16 protein-coding genes and 2 pseudogenes are annotated in these 16,987 nt (G+C 72.7%); 8 read left to right on the top strand and 10 right to left on the bottom strand.

Annotation, left to right across the window (positions count from 1 at the left end; translation table 11 throughout):
- A pseudogene (locus tag AB0G47_RS36180) lies at positions 1-401 on the bottom strand (hypothetical protein); the annotation flags it as partial.
- A 187-nt stretch (positions 402-588) separates the two neighbouring features.
- Positions 589-2,505 carry an AAA family ATPase gene (locus AB0G47_RS36175; protein ID WP_360778796.1) on the bottom strand — a complete coding sequence of 639 codons (1,917 nt, stop codon included), beginning with the start codon at positions 2,503-2,505 and terminating at the stop codon, positions 589-591.
- Positions 2,506-2,712: 207 nt separating this feature from the next.
- Between AB0G47_RS36175 and AB0G47_RS36170 the strand changes: the two genes are divergently transcribed.
- Both AB0G47_RS36170 and AB0G47_RS36165 read left to right on the top strand, forming a co-directional pair.
- Positions 2,713-4,509, top strand: a complete 1,797-nt coding sequence (locus AB0G47_RS36170) for an ABC transporter ATP-binding protein (RefSeq protein ID WP_360778793.1) — start codon at positions 2,713-2,715, stop codon at positions 4,507-4,509.
- A gap of 89 nt (positions 4,510-4,598) precedes the next feature.
- A complete protein-coding gene (locus AB0G47_RS36165; RefSeq protein ID WP_360778790.1) occupies positions 4,599-5,150 on the top strand; it encodes a DinB family protein in 552 nt (183 codons plus the stop codon).
- Between the two features lie 27 nt (positions 5,151-5,177).
- Here the strand turns inward: AB0G47_RS36165 and AB0G47_RS36160 are convergent, their stop codons facing one another.
- A complete protein-coding gene (locus AB0G47_RS36160; RefSeq protein ID WP_360778818.1) occupies positions 5,178-6,098 on the bottom strand; it encodes a zinc-binding dehydrogenase in 921 nt (306 codons plus the stop codon).
- A 121-nt stretch (positions 6,099-6,219) separates the two neighbouring features.
- Here AB0G47_RS36160 and AB0G47_RS36155 point away from each other — a divergent pair, with 121 nt between their 5' ends.
- Together AB0G47_RS36155 and AB0G47_RS36150 are read left to right on the top strand one after the other, a co-directional pair.
- Positions 6,220-6,852: a helix-turn-helix domain-containing protein gene (locus AB0G47_RS36155; protein WP_360778787.1), complete on the top strand. Its 633-nt coding sequence runs from the start codon at positions 6,220-6,222 to the stop codon at positions 6,850-6,852.
- Positions 6,849-7,655 (top strand): methyltransferase domain-containing protein, encoded by an 807-nt coding sequence (locus AB0G47_RS36150; RefSeq protein ID WP_360778784.1) that lies wholly within the window; start codon positions 6,849-6,851, stop codon positions 7,653-7,655. Before AB0G47_RS36155 ends, AB0G47_RS36150 begins: the two co-directional genes overlap by 4 nt.
- Before the next feature lie 42 nt (positions 7,656-7,697).
- Here the strand turns inward: AB0G47_RS36150 and AB0G47_RS36145 are convergent.
- Positions 7,698-8,495 (bottom strand): annotated as a pseudogene (locus AB0G47_RS36145) (LysR family transcriptional regulator); the annotation flags it as partial.
- A gap of 114 nt (positions 8,496-8,609) precedes the next feature.
- On the opposite strand from AB0G47_RS36145, the gene AB0G47_RS36140 reads away from it, so the two are divergent.
- Positions 8,610-9,005 (top strand): hypothetical protein, encoded by a 396-nt coding sequence (locus tag AB0G47_RS36140; protein WP_360778781.1) that lies wholly within the window; start codon positions 8,610-8,612, stop codon positions 9,003-9,005.
- 18 nt (positions 9,006-9,023) lie between these two features.
- On the opposite strand, the gene AB0G47_RS36135 is transcribed toward AB0G47_RS36140, so the two are convergent.
- On the bottom strand, positions 9,024-9,596 hold the full coding sequence (locus AB0G47_RS36135; RefSeq protein WP_360778778.1) for a rhodanese-like domain-containing protein: 573 nt from the start codon (positions 9,594-9,596) through the stop codon (positions 9,024-9,026).
- Positions 9,597-9,668: 72 nt separating this feature from the next.
- Between AB0G47_RS36135 and AB0G47_RS36130 the strand changes: the two genes are divergently transcribed.
- Positions 9,669-9,947, top strand: coding sequence for a metal-sensitive transcriptional regulator (locus AB0G47_RS36130; RefSeq protein ID WP_360778775.1), 279 nt, complete (start codon positions 9,669-9,671; stop codon positions 9,945-9,947).
- 48 nt (positions 9,948-9,995) lie between these two features.
- Here AB0G47_RS36130 and AB0G47_RS36125 read toward each other — a convergent pair whose 3' ends face one another.
- The 5 genes from AB0G47_RS36125 to AB0G47_RS36105 all read right to left on the bottom strand — a co-directional run bounded on the left by AB0G47_RS36125 (position 9,996) and on the right by AB0G47_RS36105 (position 14,719).
- Entirely contained in the window at positions 9,996-10,739 is a 744-nt protein-coding gene (locus AB0G47_RS36125; RefSeq protein ID WP_360778773.1) for a sulfite exporter TauE/SafE family protein, read from the bottom strand.
- Positions 10,736-11,146 carry a hypothetical protein gene (locus tag AB0G47_RS36120; protein ID WP_360778770.1) on the bottom strand — a complete coding sequence of 137 codons (411 nt, stop codon included), beginning with the start codon at positions 11,144-11,146 and terminating at the stop codon, positions 10,736-10,738. Before AB0G47_RS36120 ends, AB0G47_RS36125 begins: the two co-directional genes overlap by 4 nt.
- A 62-nt stretch (positions 11,147-11,208) precedes the next feature.
- Positions 11,209-12,582: an MBL fold metallo-hydrolase gene (locus AB0G47_RS36115; protein ID WP_360778767.1), complete on the bottom strand. Its 1,374-nt coding sequence runs from the start codon at positions 12,580-12,582 to the stop codon at positions 11,209-11,211.
- A gap of 127 nt (positions 12,583-12,709) precedes the next feature.
- Positions 12,710-12,976: a hypothetical protein gene (locus AB0G47_RS36110; RefSeq protein ID WP_360778764.1), complete on the bottom strand. Its 267-nt coding sequence runs from the start codon at positions 12,974-12,976 to the stop codon at positions 12,710-12,712.
- Positions 12,977-13,240: 264 nt separating this feature from the next.
- Positions 13,241-14,719, bottom strand: a complete 1,479-nt coding sequence (locus AB0G47_RS36105; RefSeq protein WP_360778761.1) for a UDP-N-acetylmuramoyl-L-alanyl-D-glutamate--2,6-diaminopimelate ligase — start codon at positions 14,717-14,719, stop codon at positions 13,241-13,243.
- A 407-nt stretch (positions 14,720-15,126) separates the two neighbouring features.
- Here AB0G47_RS36105 and AB0G47_RS36100 point away from each other — a divergent pair, with 407 nt between their 5' ends.
- Together AB0G47_RS36100 and AB0G47_RS36095 are read left to right on the top strand one after the other, a co-directional pair.
- Positions 15,127-15,894 carry an aminoglycoside adenylyltransferase family protein gene (locus tag AB0G47_RS36100; protein WP_360778758.1) on the top strand — a complete coding sequence of 256 codons (768 nt, stop codon included), beginning with the start codon at positions 15,127-15,129 and terminating at the stop codon, positions 15,892-15,894.
- A gap of 203 nt (positions 15,895-16,097) precedes the next feature.
- Entirely contained in the window at positions 16,098-16,838 is a 741-nt protein-coding gene (locus AB0G47_RS36095; RefSeq protein ID WP_360778755.1) for a chitinase, read from the top strand.
- The last annotated feature ends 149 nt before the right edge of the window (positions 16,839-16,987 follow it).

Raw genomic sequence — 16,987 nt, 5'->3', positions numbered from 1 at the left:
AGATAGAGCCCGGAAAGGAAGAACGTCATCCGCGCGTCGTGTTCCTCGGCCAGCTTCAGAAAGCGCGGGAAGAGACCGTTGCCGACCTCGCCCGCACCGTCCCAGGAGAAGACCACGAACTGCGGGGGCGTCTGCCCCGGCTCCAGCGGAACGGGCTTGGCGGGCTGCCGGGGCTGCTGCCCCGTAAAGGCCGTCGAACCATCCCCGATCAGCTTGATCGACGGCCGCTCGCGGTGCGCACCGTGCTGACCGCCGCCGGTACGGCCCTTGCCGGGTCCGGACGGTGGAGGGGAGACCGAAGCCCTGGACCCGGACTCCTTCGCACCGCACCCCGTAAGACCCACTCCCGCCGTCACGGCAAGTCCCAGACCCAGCGCGCGCCTTCGGTCGAACGCCCGCATGCTCTCGCTCCGTCCACTCGTCGACCGGTCCTACTATCTGTAGACCGCACAAAAGCGAATGAATCAGGGCAATCCATCACTTTCCCGGGATTTAACCCAGGAGGGTGACCGTCAGGGGAGTGGCCGGCGCGCAGCGAAGGGCCTGTCCCGTCCGGGAAGTGATGGAGCGTGAGAAGGCGATGAGCCGTCAGGGGGCGGTGAGCGGAGGGTCGCTGCCGCTCGGTCGCGTCGAACCGTGCTCGATCTCGGAGATGAGTTCCTGGACCGGCACCGCGCCGAGCGGTCCGGCGACGGCGGTGACACCGGCCAGCGCCTTGTGCGCGCGGCGCCAGGCGCTGCTGCGGCGGCCCCGGAGATGCTCGACGAGAGCGTGGGCGTACTGCGTCAGGGAGCGTGTCCACACGTCGTGCCGGGTCTGCGTACCGGCCGACGCGCGGCGGACGCTGCGCAACGCGTCGGCCGGGCGGACCCGCGCCTGCGCCACGGCGAGCTCGGCCCAGCTGACCGCGGCCGGGGGGCCGTGCTGGGCAAAGGCGGGGATGGTGTGGGCGGCCTCCCGCAGATGCTCGATGGCCCGCTCGGTCTCGCCGTTGCGCAGTGCGAGCACGCCGTGGGCGTGGGCGACGCGGCCGACGGTGGCGTCGTCTCCCGCGAGGACGGCCACCCGCCAGGCCTGGCCGAGGAGTTCCTCCGCCTCCGGGCCGCCGGTGCACGCCGAAAGCCACCCGGCGAGCCACAGCGCCTGCCCGCAGACGAGCGTGTCGGCACGGCCCAGCGGCAGCAGCTGCCGCAGATGCTCCCGCCCTTCGGCGGCGTGACCGCACACAGCCCACCAGAACCACAGGTCCACGGCCATGCCGAGGGCGACCGCGCTCTGGTCGTTGCTGTACGGGCCCCGGGCGAGCGCGACGCGCAGGTTCGGCTCCTCGTCGCGGATCAGCAGGGTCGCCCGCTCGTGCCGCCCGGTGCTCCACAGGTGGTGGGCGGTCTGCGCGATGCCCCTGTACCAGTTCAGGTGCCGGGTGCCCGCCGCTGCCGACTCGCCCACGGACTGGAGGCGTTCGGCGCCGAACCCGCGGGCCGCCGCCGGCAGCCGGTAGCGGGGCTGCAGCACCCCGCCGGGATCGCGCACCGGCTCGAGGACCGACGCCAGGACGAGGCGCGCCAGGCAGGATGCCACCCGCGCCGGTGGCAGGCCGCCGCCCGCGCACACGAACACGGCGGCGTCCTCGTCGAACTCGCCCGCGAACACGCTCAGCCGCGCCCACACGGAACGCTCGGCCTGCCCGCACAACGCGTAACTCGCGCCGACGGCGGCCCGCAGGGACCGGTGCCGCCGCAGCGGCGCCTCCGGCATGCCGAGCCAGCCTTGCGTGGGCCGCAGCATGCGGGCCAACTGGGCGGGCGAATGGTGCACGGTCTGCGCCGCCGCCAGTTCGACGGCCAGCGGCACGCCCTCCAGCTGCGTACAGATGTCGCTCACGGCGGGTAGCTCGGCCGCTTCCCCCGCCGTTCCCCGGACATCACGCGACCGCTGCATGAACAGCCTCACCGCGGGCCCCGGTTCCTCGTCCGCACCCGGCACGGTGACCTGGAGCGGGCCGAGGCGCAGGACCAACTCCGGCCCCAGGCCAAGCGGTTGGCGCCCGGCGGCGAGGACCCGCACCCCCGGCGCGCACAGCAGCAGGGACTGCACCAGGCGTACGCACTCGTCGCGTACGGGATCGAAATCGTCGAGGACGACGAGGACCCGGCGCGAGCGAAGACGGGTGAACAGCTCACGCTCCCCGGAGTCATCGCCCCGCCTGTCGCCCTGCCCGCCCCCGACTTCGAGCCCGTCGCCGTCGGCCGTCTCACCGTCCATCGCCTCGACCACCGCGCGCGCCACGCTCCGCCCCCGCGCGCAGGCCCCGTCCCACCACCGCACGGCGACCACGCCGTCGGTCAGCTGGCCGCCCGTCGCCGCGGCGGCGTGCGCGGCGAGGCTGCTCTTGCCGACACCGGGTCCGCCCACCACCGTCACCAGCCTGCTCTGGGCCAGCAGACGGCGGAGCCTGGCCAGCTCCTCCGTGCGGCCCACAAGTCCGCCCCCGTGAAGACGCACGCGCCCTGTCCTCCTCGTCACGCTAGGGCCCTTCCGCACCGCGAGCCCTGTTGTCCGCCCCATGCCGGACTCGCCCTGCAGAATCGTCACTGCACCGAGTTCGACAGATCCTCTAACTCCGCGCCCGGATCTGAGTTACGGTCGACGGCCCGCCACGGTCAGGCGGATCACCCGTCCCGTGCGTCCTGTTCTGATGTGACCAAGGACATGACGAAGGCAGTGACCGAGAACGGGCCGGGGAACGAGCCGGAGAAGCCGGCACCGGAGCGGCTGTCCGCCGCGGAGACCTGGCGTGCGCTGTACGGCTACTTCCGCCCGCACCGCGCGGTCGTCGCGCTCGGCGCCCTGTGCACGCTGATCGGCGCCGCGACCGGCCTCGCCCAGCCGCTGGCCGCGAAGGCGCTGGTGGACCGGCTCGGCGGCGACGAGTCGATCGCGGGGATCCTCGTGGTCCTCACCGCCCTCGTGGTCCTCGGCACGGCGATCGAGTCCATAGGCGCGTACGTCCTTGAACGCACCGCCGAGTCCGTGGTGCTCGCGGCCCGGCGCACCCTCATCGGGCGGCTGCTGCGGCTGCGCCTGCCCGAGGTGGAGCGGACGCAGCCGGGCGACCTGATGTCCCGGATCACGTCGGACACGACGCTGCTGCGCGCGGTCACCACGCAGTCCGTGGTGTCGGCGGTCGCGGGCGGACTCAGCTTCATCGCCACCATCGTGATGATGGGTCTGATGGACGCCGTCCTGCTCGGCGTCACACTCGGCGTGATCGTGCTGATCGGCGGCGCGATGAGCCTGGTGATGCCCAAGATCGCACGGTCGACGGAGCGCGCCCAGGAGGCGGTCGGCACGATCTCGACCGCGCTTGAGCGGGCGTTCGGCGCGTTCCGCACCCTCAAGGCATCGGGCGCCGAGCAGCGGGAGACCGAGGTGGTGCAGGCGGCCGCGGAGGATGCCTGGCGGCACGGGGTGCGGTCGGCCAAGTGGCAGGCGGTGGCGTGGAGTTCGGTCGGGCTCGCGGTGCAGGTGTCGTTCCTCGCGGTGCTCGGCATCGGCGGTGCGCGGGTCGCGTCCGGCGCGATCTCGATCTCGACGCTCGTCGCCTTCCTGCTGTTCCTCTTCTATCTGATCGACCCCGTCTCCCGGCTCGTCGAGGGTGCCACGCAGTACCAGGTCGGCTCGGCGGCCATCGCCCGCATCGTGCGGGCCGAGCGCCTGGAGACCGAGGACGTCACCGGGCCCGTGGACGGACCCGGCCAGGACGGTCCCGCCTCGGTCGCCTTCGAGGACGTGACGTTCCGCTACCGGGAGGGCCTTCCGTACGTCCATCACGGCGTGAGCTTCGAGATTCCGGGACCCGGCATGACCGCGTTCGTCGGCCCCTCGGGCGCGGGCAAGACCACCGTGTTCGGCCTCATCGAGCGGTTCTACGAAGCGACCGGCGGCCGTGTCCTGGTCGACGGCCGCGATGTACGGGAGTGGCCGCTTGCCGAACTGCGCGCCGCCATCGGATACGTGGAGCAGGACGCGCCCGTCCTGGCGGGCACCCTGCGCGAGAACCTGCTCTTCGGGGCGCCCGACGCGACCGCGACCGAGGTCCAGGACGCTCTTGTACGCGCCCGGCTCGACACCCTGGTGGAGCGGCTGCCCGACGGCCTGGACACCCTGGTCGGCCACCGCGGCTCACAGCTCTCCGGCGGTGAACGCCAGCGGGTGGCGATCGCCAGGGCGATGCTGCGCAAGCCGCGCCTGCTGCTCCTGGACGAGGCGACCTCGCAGCTCGACGCGGTCAACGAACTGGCGCTGCGCGATGTCGTGGCCGAGGTGGCGCGGGAGGTGACGGTCCTCGTGGTGGCGCACCGGCTCTCCACGGTGACGCTGGCCGACCGCATCGTGGTGATGGACGCCGGGATGGTGCGTGCGTCCGGCACCCACGCGGAGTTGGTGGCGGCCGATCCGCTGTACGGGGAGCTGGCGGCGACCCAGTTCCTGGCGGCGTCGGCCTGAACGGCGCCTGTTCGGCCGCCGGTTGAGGCCACATTGGGGGTCACCAAAGATCTGGATCCGCGGGTGATGGCTGGGATTGGATGGCGGGCATGAGCAACGTACGCAGAAGAGCGGAAATGTTCGTCGAGGCCGAGCGGGACGGGCGGTTGAACGCCCGTACCACCGGAGGCGAGCGGGAGATGCTCGCCGACTTTCTGACGGCGCAGCGCACGACGCTGGAGATGAAGTGCGCGGGCCTCCAGCGTGAGTTGTCCCGGCGTTCGGTCGCGCCGTCCACGCTGTCGCTGCTCGGCATCGTCCGGCATCTGGCCGAGGTGGAGCGCCGCTGGTTCCGGTGCGTCCTCGCGGGCGAGGACGCACCGCCGCTGTTCGTCTCGGCCGCCCGCCCCGACCACGACTTCGAGGGCGCGGTGCCCGACCCCGCGGTGATCGGCGAGGCCTGGGAGGCCTGGCGCGCGGAGGTCGAGTTCGCCGACCGCTTCGTCGCCGGCGCGCCCGATCTGGACGTCGAGGGGGAGGACGGCTGGAAGGGCAAGGTGTCGCTGCGCTGGGTGCTGATCCACATGGTGGAGGAGTACGCGCGGCACAACGGCCACGCCGACCTGCTGCGGGAGCGGATCGACGGGGCGATCGGCGTGTGAGCGCGCAACGGAGCGTGCGCGGGACGCTCAAGGAGCCGCTCCCGGCGTGACGTCGAGGACGGCCTTGCCGGAGATCCGCCGGTCGAGCAGCGCCCGCGCGGCCTCCGGGACACGCTCCCAGGGGCCGCGCCAGTCGACCTCCGGGGAGAGCCGGCCCGCCGCGGTGAACGCGAGCAGCGTGGCGAGGTCGGGCCCCACCTCGTGGACGTCTCCGAACGTACTCATGGTCTTCGGAGCGCCGATGTGGAAGAGCGAGTAGGGGGCGAACACGGCGGGTTCGCCGGAAGCCCAGCCGATGTTCTGCACGCCTCCGCCGGGGGCCAGGAGCTCCCAGGCGGCGGTGAGTTGGGGCCCGCCCACGGTGTCGAGGACGAGGTCGACAGGGGCGTCGATCCCCTCCAGGCCGACCACCACCTCGTCGGCGCCGAGTTCGGCGAGCCCCTTGCCGCGCTCCGCCGAGCCGACGGAGGCGATGACGTGCGCGCCGCCCAGTGCGGCCAGCTGCACGGCGTAGCGGCCCACGCCGCCGGCCGCCCCGGTGATCAGCACCCGGTGGCCGAGGATGGGCCGGGAGCGCAGCGTCCGCAGGGCCGTGATGCCCGCCATCGGCAGCGCGGCGGCATCGGCGAGGTCGACACCGGCGGGCACTTCGGCCACCGCGGTGGTGTCCACGGCCATGCGCTGCGCCCACGCGCCCGGGCCGAAGGCGGCGACGCGGCTGCCGACGCCGGGTCCCGTGCCGTCGGCCGCGGCGCGCACGACGATCCCGGCGGCGTCGTAGCCGTGCACGGTCCCGGGCGGCCGCTGCCCGGCGAAGGCGAGCTCGCCGCGGTTGAGGGAGATGTGCCGTACGTCGAGCACCAACTGGCCCGCGGCGGGCCGGGGTTCGGGGGCTTCGCCCAGGCGCAGGGAACCGGGGGCGGCGGGGTCGACGACGAGCGCGCGCATGTCCATTCAGTACTCCTCGGGGCAGGGCAGGACGGACTCCGCCCATGCGGACTGCTGGTCCGCTTGGGTCGGGGGTAATCTATCCGGACCAACAGCCCGCTTTCAATGAGGAGTTGACGTCATGGCCGAGGAGCGGCGCGCCGCGGGCACGGGACCCGGCGGCGGTGACCGCGGCGAACGCACGGAGCGCGCCGACGCGGCCCGCAACCGCGCCGCGGTCCTGCGCGCCACCGAGCGCCTGCTGGCCGAGGGCGACGGGGCGCCCGTGTCGCTGGACCGGGTCGCCGCCCTGGCCGGCGTCGGGAAGGGCACGGTCTTCCGCCGCTTCGGCAGTCGCGCGGGACTGCTCCAGGCGCTCCTCGAAGAACGCTCGCGCGAGCTGCGCGATGCCGTCTCCGACGGACCCCCGCCGCTGGGTCCCGGCGCACCTGCCGGGCGACGCCTGCACGCCTTCCTCGACGGCCTCGGCGCGATCGCCGAGACCAACGCCATCCTGTTCTCCGCCCATGAACAGGCATGCGCCGATGACAAGTACAGCGACCCCAGCTTCCGCTTCTGGCACCGGCACCTGGCCTCCCTGCTCGCCGCCGAACGCCCCGACCTGGATGCAGATTTCCTCGCCCACGGCCTGCTGGCCCTCTTCGACGGAGCACTGATCCGCCACGTGACCCCACCGGATGACCCGCGCCACTTCACCCGCTCCGTACAGGAGATGGCGACGGCCCTGCTCGCCCGCCCGGCAGGACGCCCGTGACCGCCCTCGACGACCTCGTACGCCCGGAGCGCTACCCGCGCTCCTCCCGCTACGACCCGGCCTGGCTGCTCGGTCTCGACATGGGCCCGAATCCGCTGTGGCTCCTGGAGGACCTGGCGCGGGACCTCGATCTGCGCCCCGGGATGCGGGTGCTCGACCTCGGCTCGGGCAAGGGGGCGACATCGGTGTTCCTGGCCCGCGAGTACGGCGTGCAGGTCGTCGCGGCCGACTGGTGGATCGGCGCCGACGAGGCCGCGGCCGTCTTCGCCGATGCCGGTGTCGGCGACCGGGTGGAGGCCGTGCGCGCGGAGGCGCATGCCCTGCCGTTCGCCGAGGAGAGCTTCGACGCGATCGTGAGCGTCGACGCCTTCGAGTACTTCGGCACGGCCGACGGCTACCTGCCCTACCTGCTGCGCTTCCTGCGTCCTGGCGGCCAGTTGGGCATGGCGACGCCCGCGATGACCCGGGAGGTCCGCGAACTCGGGGCGATCCCGCCGCACATCAAGGAACTCGTCGGCTGGGAGGCCCTGGCCTGGCACACGGCCGAATGGTGGCGCTTCCAGTGGGCGATCACCGAACTCGTCACCGTCACCTCGGCGCGGCTCCAACAGGACGGCTGGCAGGACTGGTTGCTGTGGACCCGTGCCTGCGCCGAGCACCTGCCCGACGGAGAGTCAGCCAACCGGCCCGTGATCGACATGCTCACGGCCGACGGCGGAGACTTCCTCACCTTCGCGCTGGTGACCGCGCGCAAGAACGGGCGCGGTCTGGGGGAGGGTTCGGTCCAGGTGAGCGACGGCTGATTCCGCGAGGGCGCGGACCGCCGGGTGCCAGGGGCGGGCGTGCGGCCCGGTCAGTGCGAGACGGCGCGCGACATGCGGCCGCAGCGGCAGCAGGACCAGATCGGCGGGGATCAGCGAGCGCGAGACCTCGGACAGGACCGTCACGCCGAGCCCGGCCTGCACCATGCTGATCAGCGTGGCCAGGTCCCGCACGCGGTGGGCGGGGGCGAAGTCGAGCCCCGCGAGCTCGTGGATCGTACGGATACGGACTTCGCAGCCGTTGGGGGAGATGAGGAACGGGTCGTCCTCCAGATCACGGACGTCCACGGCAGGCTCGCGGGCCAGCGGATGGTCGCGCGGCAGCAGGGCGCGGTAGCCGTCCGTGGCGAGCGGGATGCCGGTGCCGGGCGGCGGGTCGATCACGATGCCGGCGTCGGCCGCTCCACTCTCCAGCCAGGCCGCCACTTCGGCGCTGTCCCCCTCGAAGGCCCGCACGGTGAGCTGCGGCAGGTCTTGCCGCCAGTGCCGCAGCAGGCCGGGAACAAGCCCCTGGCAGACGGTCGGTGTGGCGGCGAGCCGCACGGTGCCGGTCAGGGTCCGCGAGGCATCGGCCGCGATCCGCTCCACCGACCGGGCCGCCGACAGGGCGCCGCGTGCGTGCGGCACGATCCGCTCGCCGAGCGCGGTGGCCCGTACGGGCGTGGCGCGGACCAGCAGCGGGGCGGCCAACTCGCGTTCCAGGGAGGCGACGGCGTGCGACACCGCGGACTGGCTCATGCCCAGTTCGTCGGCGGCCGCGCTGAAGCCGCCCGCGTCGACGACGGCGAGGAAGGCCCTCAGCTGGGGGATGTTCACGGTCATGCGTGCGCCTCATGTGCGTATGAAAACCATGCGTTGGATCCATCGTGCCAGGCCCGCGAGGCTTGCTCCGCGCCGCCGAGACCGGCGGATTGCCGAGCATCCGCAAGGAGAGTCATGCCGTACTTCCGGGTCACCGTCACCGACCCCGACCTGCCCACCGACGTCCAGAGCGCCATCGCCGAAGGGCTGACCCGCCTCGCCGTCACCGCACTGGGCAAGTCGAGCGCGCGGACCGTCGTCCACATCAACCTGGTCCCGGGAGCTGTCTACTTCATCGACGGCAGGCCCCTGGCCGGCGTGCGCGACGCGCACGTGGAGGGCAGCATCACCGCGGGCACGAACAGCGGCGCCCAGAAGGCCGCCTTCATCGCCGAGGCCGGCGCACTCCTGTCGGAGCTGCTCGGCCCGCTGCCCCGGGGTGGGGTCGCCCTGCACGAACTGCATCCGGAGAGCTACGGATACGACGGAGTGACTCAGTTCGACTTCTACCGCGGGGAGGCGGGCCGCTAGGCGCCTTCGGCTTCGGTGTCAGGCGGTGAGCCGTGCCAACGTCTCCTGAAAGGGGACGGCCTGCTCGGAGGGCCGGTTGTGGGGGAGCTTGGCGAGCAGGACGGCCATGCCGCACGTGTTGGTGACGCCGGAGAAGACGAGCCCTGCGGCCACGGCTCCGGACAGCCAGTGAGCCGGTGGCCAGGCGAGGCCCGCCAGGAAGCCGAGCAGGGCCAGCGATCCTGCGGCAAGGCGGACCTGCCGGTCCATCGGCCAGGTGGTGCGGGCCCCGGCAGGACGCTCCACCGGGTGGCCGTCCGCGGCCCAGGCACCGGTCCCGCCCGCCAGGGTGGCGGCTTCGACGCCGAGGTCGGCAAGACGGGCGCAGCCCTTGGCGGAGCGGGCGCCGGAGGCGCAGACGATGAGCAGGGGAGTACGTGCCGACGCCGCCCGCAGTGCGTCGGCGGCCTCGTCCAGGCGGTCGAGCGGGACGTTGTGGGCACCGGGCAGATGGCCGCCCGCGTACTCGCCGGGGGTGCGGACGTCGATGACGGTGAACTCACCGAAACGCGCCGTGGCCTGGCCTGGCGTGAGGGTGTTGGGGTTGCTCACGGAACAATGCCTTTCGAAGATTGTCTCCCCCCTCCAGGTAGAATACCCGTGGGGGTATACGGAGGAGGACGTGTGGAACTCGACATGAGCGCCGACGAGCTGAAGTCGGCGCTGAACCGCCTGCGGCGGGCGCAGGGCCAGCTCGCGGGAGTGATCAGGATGATCGAGGAGGGCCGGGACTGCGAGGACGTCGTCACGCAGTTGGCCGCCGTGTCCCGGGCCCTGGACCGGGCCGGGTTCTCGATCATCGCGACGGGGCTGCAGCAGTGCATGACCAGCGAGGATCCCGAGGTGCGGGACTCCGCGCAGATGCGGTCCCGCCTAGAGAAGCTCTTCCTGTCGCTGGCCTGATACCCGCCGTCGCCGACCGGCATCCGGGCAGTGCATTGTTGCGGCGCGTCACAGCAGTACGCCGATCCCCATCGCCGCGGCGACGACCAGGAGCAGGCTGCCGAAGACGCGCTGCAGCGTGCCGGGGGAGACCTTCGTACTCAACCGCCTGCCGTCCCAGGCGCCCAGGACCGCCGTCGCGATGAACGGCATGATCAGCGCCCAGTCCAGGGTGACGGCGGTGGTGGCCCTAGCGGCGAGGGCCACCAGGGCGTTGGCGATGATGACCAGCAGGCTGGTGCCCACGGCCGCACTCATCGGCACGGCTAGCGCGGCCACCAGGGCAGGCACGGCGAGGAATCCACCGCCGACCCCGAGGAACCCGGTCACCGCCCCGAGCCCGGCGCCCGCTCCCGCCGCGCGGGGTACCGACACCGTTCCGCCCTCCTGCGATGACCTGCGGCGCAGCATGCGCAGCGCGGCGAGTACCGCGAGGCCGGCGAAGGCCAGGGTGAGCGCGGTGGCGGGGATGCGCGCGGACAGGACCCCCGCCGCGGCGGCGGGCAGCAGCCCGGCCGCGGCGAACACGAGCCCGGCCCGCCAGCGCACCGCTCCCGCCCGTGCATGGGCCACCAGCGCGGCGAGCGAGGTGACGATCACGATGACCAGGCTCGCGGTGGTGGCCTCGGCCGGACTGAAGCCAAGGAGATAGATCAGAGCCGGGACGGTCAGGATGCTGCCGCCGGCCCCGAGCGCTCCCAGGGCGAGACCGACCAGTGCGCCGGCGATCAGGGCGAGTATCGGCGCGGTCATTGGGCGGCGCCTGTGGCTTGGGCTTGGCGCTTGGTGTGCGTGGGGTCTGCGGCCCGGCGGTCGGTGTGCGCGGCGCTTGTCGGCCGGGGCTCGGTGTGGGTGGCGTCCATGCCCCGGCGTTCCGTGTGCGTGTCGCCCATGGCCCAGTGGCCTGCGCGCCCGACGGCCGTGGTCCGCTGCTCGGTGCGCCCGGCGCCTGTGACCTGGCGGTCGGTGTGGGTGGCGCGCGGGGCCTGGCGGTCAGTGTCCGCGGTGCCCGGGACCCGGCGGTCGGTGTGCGCGGTGCCTGTGCCCCGGTGGTCGGCGTGCGCGACGTCCGGGCCCCGGCGCCGGGCGTGCGCGGCGCCCATGGCCCGGCGCCCGGCGTGCGGGGACACGTGGCCGGGGCCGCGTGGAGAGATGGGCATGATGGTGTTCCTCGGTAGCTCCTCCTGCGCCGGGTCGCCGCCCGGCGCGCAAGGCTGTGCGGTCAGGTCCGGGCGGGGGTTACGAGCGTGAGGCCGGCGTCGGCGGCGGCCGCGTAGCCGTCGTCGACGGCCACCACCGCACGCCCTGCCGCGTCCAGGACGGAGGCGGCGATCGCGGCACGCATGCCACCGGCGCAGTGCACCCACACCGCGCCCGCGGGCACCTCGTCGAGGCGCCGGTGGATCTCGTGGACCGGGATGTGCACGCTGCTCTCGATCCAGCCCCCGGAGCGCTCGCTCGCGCGGCGCACATCGAGCACCACCGGGTCCGCGCCCCGCTCGCGCGCTGCGGCCAGCTCGGCGAACGTAGCCCGAGGGAACGACGCGAGCGGCGCCTGCCCGTCGGCCCAGTCGACGGGGGTGCCGGTGGCGGCCGCGGCAGGCCGGTCGATGCCGACGCGGGCCAACTCCCGCTGGGCGCGGGCGACATCATCGGCGCTCTCCGCGAGCAGCGTCACCGGCTTGCCCCACGGGATCATCCACGCCAGGTAGGTCGCCAGACGACCGTCGGCCTCGAAGTTGAACGACCCCGCCACATGCCCCTCGGCGAAGGCCACCCGATGGCGCAGGTCCACGACCCACTCGCCCGCCGCCAGGCGCCGGGCTATCTCGGCGGCGTCGGCACGCCGCGGTTCGGTCAGGTCCACCGGCGCCGGGCCCGCGGCATTGGCCGGACCCATGTGCGCGTAGTACGCCGGTACGTCGTCCAGACCGGCGAGCAGCTCGGCGACGAACGTCTCCACGTCCTGGACCAAGGCCGGGTTGGACGCCTTCTCCGTACCGATGGTGCTGCGCCCGCCACCCCCGTCGGCTGACGAGCAGAAGCTGCCGAAGCCGTGCGTGGGCAGGACCGCCACCTCGTCGGCCAGTTCGTCGGCCAGCCGGTGCGCGGAGGCGTGCTGCGCCCTGGCCAGCTCCTCGGTCAGCCGTGGCTCCACCAGATCCGGCCGCCCCACGCCGCCGATCAGGAGCGATCCGCCGGTGAACGCGGCCACCGCACGCCCGTTCTCCTCCAGGACGTACGAGGTGTGGTGCGGGGTGTGGCCCGGCGTGGCCACCGCCCGCAGCGTCAGCCCCTCGTCGACCTCCTCCACGTCCCCGTCGGCCACCGGGACCCGCGGGTACGCGACGGACGCCCCGGCGGGCACGAGATAGCGGGCGCCGGTGAGGCGGGCCAGCTCAAGACCGCCGGTCACGTAGTCGTTGTGCACATGCGTCTCGGCGACGGCGACGATCCGCACGCCCCGCCGGGCGGCCGCGGCGATCACCCGGTCGATGTCGCGCGGCGGATCCACCACGACCACCGACCGGGCCCCGCCCGCCAGGTAGCTCCGGTTGCCCAGGCCTTCGGTCTCCAGGACATCGGCAAAGAACACGGCACACTCACACTCCCTCGTCACACTTTTTACCCCCCGGGGTATCTCTCCTTCACCGTAACAAAGATACCCAGGGGGGTATTTTCGGCCATGTGGAGTGCGCCGCACGGTGTCGCCTAGGAGGTTGTCATCGCGACGAAACCGGGAGCGGGCAAGCGGCGGCTCGACGCGGCGCGCCAGGACGCCGGGGCGGCGTCAGTGAGGTCAGCGCGGCCGCGACGGCGGTGGCGGCGAAGGCCGCGGGGAGGCCCTGGCGGTCGGCGAGTTGGCCGAGCAGCGCCGGGCCGGTGATGGTGCCGAGGCCGAGCGCGAGGACGGTGGCCGTGAAGCCGGGCGTCGGGCGGTCGGGGAAGACGCGGTAGCTCCACACGGCGAGGAGGCCGGAACCCGCCATGAAGCAGGGGCCGTAGAGAAGCGCGGAGAGGAGGGCCGCGGGCAGGGAGATGCCGGGGACGTGGGTCGCGGTCAGCAGGGCCGCGGCCGTGGCGAGGCCCGCAAACAGGCCGCGGTGGACACGGCGAAGCCCGAACCGGTCGATGGCGGGCCTCCGGGAACGCCGCGAGCAGGGCGAGACACACGATTGCCGCCACGGCCGCGCCGAGCGGCAGGCTGATGTCGGCGCCGTCCGCGATGCCGCCCCGCGGACCCGCCGCCTGGGTCACCCGGCAGCAGAAGCCAGTTCGCGGACCACGGTCATGTCGTCGAAGGGCAGGAGCAGTTCGCCGACGATCTGGTGAGGCTCGCTGCCCTTGCCCGCGACCAGGACGACATCGCCGGGACGCGCGGCGGACAGCGCGCACGCGATCGCCGCGCGACGGTCGGCAAGGCGGTGGAAGGGCGTCGCGGTGGACGTCAGGCCGGGGACGATCTGGTCCAGGATGCGCTCGGGATCCTCGCCGCGCGGATTGTCCGTGGTCAGGACGCACAGGTCGGATAGGCGGCCGGCGATCTCCCCCATCAGGGCACGCTTGGTGGTGTCACGGTCGCCGCCACAGCCGAAGACGGTGATCACCGACCCGGTGGCGAAACCGCGGATCGTGGCGAGGACCTTCTCCAGCGAGTCGGGGGAGTGCGCGTAGTCGACGATCACACAGACGCCCCGCGCGGTCGTGAAGCGCTCGAGCCGGCCCGGAGTCGGCGGCATCCGGTCCAACGCCTCGACCAGGGCCGGGAGTTCATGCCCGAGCAGATGGCACGCCGCGAGGGCGGCGAGCGCGTTGGACACCGAGAAGCGGCCCGGGACCGGGATCGCGGCAGGATACTTGCGGCCGTCGTGGTGGAGGGTGAAGCGGCTGCCCGCCGCGTCCACGACCAGATCGCTCGCCCGGTAGTCGGCCGGCGCGTCCAGGCCGTAGGTGGTCACGGCGCCCGGCATCAGGGCCAGGATCTCGGCGCTGACGGGGTCGTCGGCGTTGACCACCGCGCGGTCGCACAGCCCGCCGAACAGGCGCAGCTTTGCGTCCTTGTAGTGCGCCATGGTCCCGTGGTCGTCCAGGTGATCCTGGGTGAGATTGGTGAACACGCCGATGTCGACGGGCACATGGTCCAGGCGGCTCTGCAGCAGACCCATGGACGTCGCCTCAAGGACCACGCTGCCCGTGTCCCGGTCACGCATGTGTCCGAGCAGGTAGTGGAGGTCCGGTGACTCCGGGGTGCTCAGCACCGACCGCGGCATCGGGATCCGCTCCGGACCGATCCGGCTGCCCGAGGTGCCGATCACCCCCACCTTCGCGCCCTCCGCGAGGCGGAGAGCCGACTCGACCATGTACGAGACCGAGGTCTTGCCGTTCGTACCGGTGATCGCCACGACATCCATCGCATGCCCGGGCTCGCCGTAATAACGGGAGGCGGCGAGCGATGCCGCGACCCGCGTATCGGCCACGCGCACCACGCACGCCTGCCCGGCCGCCCTGTCCGCCGGCGCCCCGCCGTCCTCGACAAGGACCGCCACCGCCCCTCGCTCCAGGGCGCGCGCGACGCCCCCGGGCCCGCCCTCCTCGTGCCCGGGAACGGCGATGTACAGCGAGCCGGCCCCGACCTGCCCGGCGTCAAAGGTCATTCCCGCGGTGACCGGCACCCCCGGGTCACCGTGCAGAACGTCGTGGTCGTGCCCATGGAGCAGTGCGCTGAGCTTCATATCTGTCCCCTCGAAGGCGGCCGGCGGCACGCCGCGCATGCCCGGCCCGACAAGCGGGGGCGAGGGCGACGGTGAACCGGAATCCGCGGTGTGACGCGTTGGGCGAGCGGGCCCCGCAGGGGGATATCTGCGTGCGGGCCGAGGGCCGGGACGGCCGAGGATCGCTACCTGTGTGCCGCACGGCCGGCCGGTCGCGTCGGACGGGATCCGGGCGTGGAGGGCTGACCACAGGTGGCCGGGCGGAGCAGGGGCCTGCCCGACACCGCTTCAGTGTACGTGCGCCCCGGCTCGCCGCCGCCGTGTCGGAAACCCGCTGGTTCCAGGGCTCTCGTGCTTCCTACGATCATGACTGGCTCATCCGCCGATGCCGCACAGCCCACCCCCGCCGCGCAAGGGAAAGGACCGCAGTGACACAGACCGAGGACACCGTTCACCTGCTGCGCGAGACGCTCGGCGCGGACCTCGTCGGCGGCTACCTGTACGGCTCGGCCGGGCTGGGCGGCTTGCGCCCGTACAGCGACATCGATGTGTTCGCCGTCGTCGAGCGGCCTCTGTCGGTCCGGCAGCGGCGGCGGCTCGTCGAGGCGCTCCTCGACATCTCCGCCTGGCCGCCACGGGGCGAGACCGTGCGGCCCGTCGAGCTGACGATCGTCGTGCGGCGCGAGGTCAGCCCGTGGCGATACCCGCCGCGATGCGAGTTCCAGTACGGGGAGTGGCTGCGCGAGGAGTACGAGCGCGGGCGGCTGCCGTCGCCGGTGCCGAGCCCCGATCTCGCGCCCCTGATCACGATGGTGCTGACGGCCGGCACGCCCTTGGCCGGACCGCCGCCGGGCGATGTGCTGGCCCCCGTCCCGCGTGCGGACCTCGCGCGCGCGTTGTCCGCCGGCGTACCGGAGCTCCTTGCCGACCTCGCGGCGGACACCCGCAACGTCGTCCTCACGCTGGCCCGGATCTGGATGACCCTGACGACCGGGGCGATCACCTCCAAGGACGCCGCGGCGGACTGGGCCATCGCCCGGCTCCCGGAGGAACACCGGCCCGTGCTCGCCTACGCGCGCGCCGTGTACGTCACGGGGGAGAGGGAGCGCTGGGGCGAACTCCAGCCGCTGGTGGGCCCTTGGGCGGCATACGTCACTGAAGTGATCGAGGAGCTGGCCGCGGCGGGCACCGGCTGACGCGCTGTCTTTCAACTGCCGTTATCCGGATGCCTCTTGACGTGAATCCGCCACTCGGTATGGTCTAGGCCAACGGCGGCAGGGGTTATTCCGGATAGCCGCAGCTCCGGTGTGCCGGTGCGCTCCTCGCCGCTCAACCCCCCACCACACGGCGGTCGGCCGTGCCCCCGGCATGCCCCGGTCCGCCCAAGGAGTGATCGCTCATGCGTCCTCGTGCACTCGCCGCCACGCTCACCGCGACGGCGTCCGCCGCCGCCCTCACCCTGCTGACCCTCGCCCCCGACGCCTCCGCGGAGAAGTCGGACGCGAAGGAGCGGGCCGCCGCGGAATTCATCGTCAGCGAGGCCCAGTTCAACCAGATGTTCCCGAACCGGAACTCCTTCTACACCTACAGCGGCCTCACGGACGCGCTCAGCGCCTATCCCGAGTTCACCGGGACCGGCAGCGACACCGTGCGCAAGCAGGAGGCCGCGGCCTTCCTGGCGAACGTCAGTCACGAGACGGGCGGCCTGGTCCACGTCGTCGAGCAGAACACCGCCAACTACCCGCACTACTGCGACAGTTCCCAGCCCTACGGCTGCCCGGCGGGCAACGACAAGTACTACGGCCGTGGCCCCATCCAGCTCAGCTGGAACTTCAACTACAAGGCGGCGGGCGACGCCCTGAAGATCGACCTCCTGAACAACCCCGACCTCGTCCAGAACGATCCGGCCGTGGCCTGGAAGACCGGCCTCTGGTACTGGAACACCCAGAACGGCCCGGGGACGATGACGCCGCACAACGCCATGGTCAACGGTGCGGGCTTCGGCGAGACCATCCGCAGCATCAACGGCAGCCTGGAATGCAACGGGCAGAACCCCGAGCAGGTGCAGAGCCGGATCAACAATTACACCCGGTTCGCCGACGTTCTGGGTGTCGACCCGGGTGGCAACCTGAGCTGCTGACCCTCGGCGTCGCGGTTCCCGCAGTCCGCAGTTCGCCGTCCGCCGCACCCGCTCGATCCGGTGCGGCGGACTGCGATTTTCAGCCAAGGCCAGTGCAGCGCTCAACAGGAGGTCAGGGCAGGGTGGTTGGGCCACCAGGTGATCAATAG

Origin of the sequence: Streptomyces sp. NPDC021622 (assembly GCF_040640795.1) — a bacterium.
In the GTDB taxonomy this organism is placed as follows: domain Bacteria; phylum Actinomycetota; class Actinomycetes; order Streptomycetales; family Streptomycetaceae; genus Streptomyces.
Note: the sequence above shows the minus strand (reverse complement) of the source record. Positions and strands in the feature narration are given on the sequence as shown.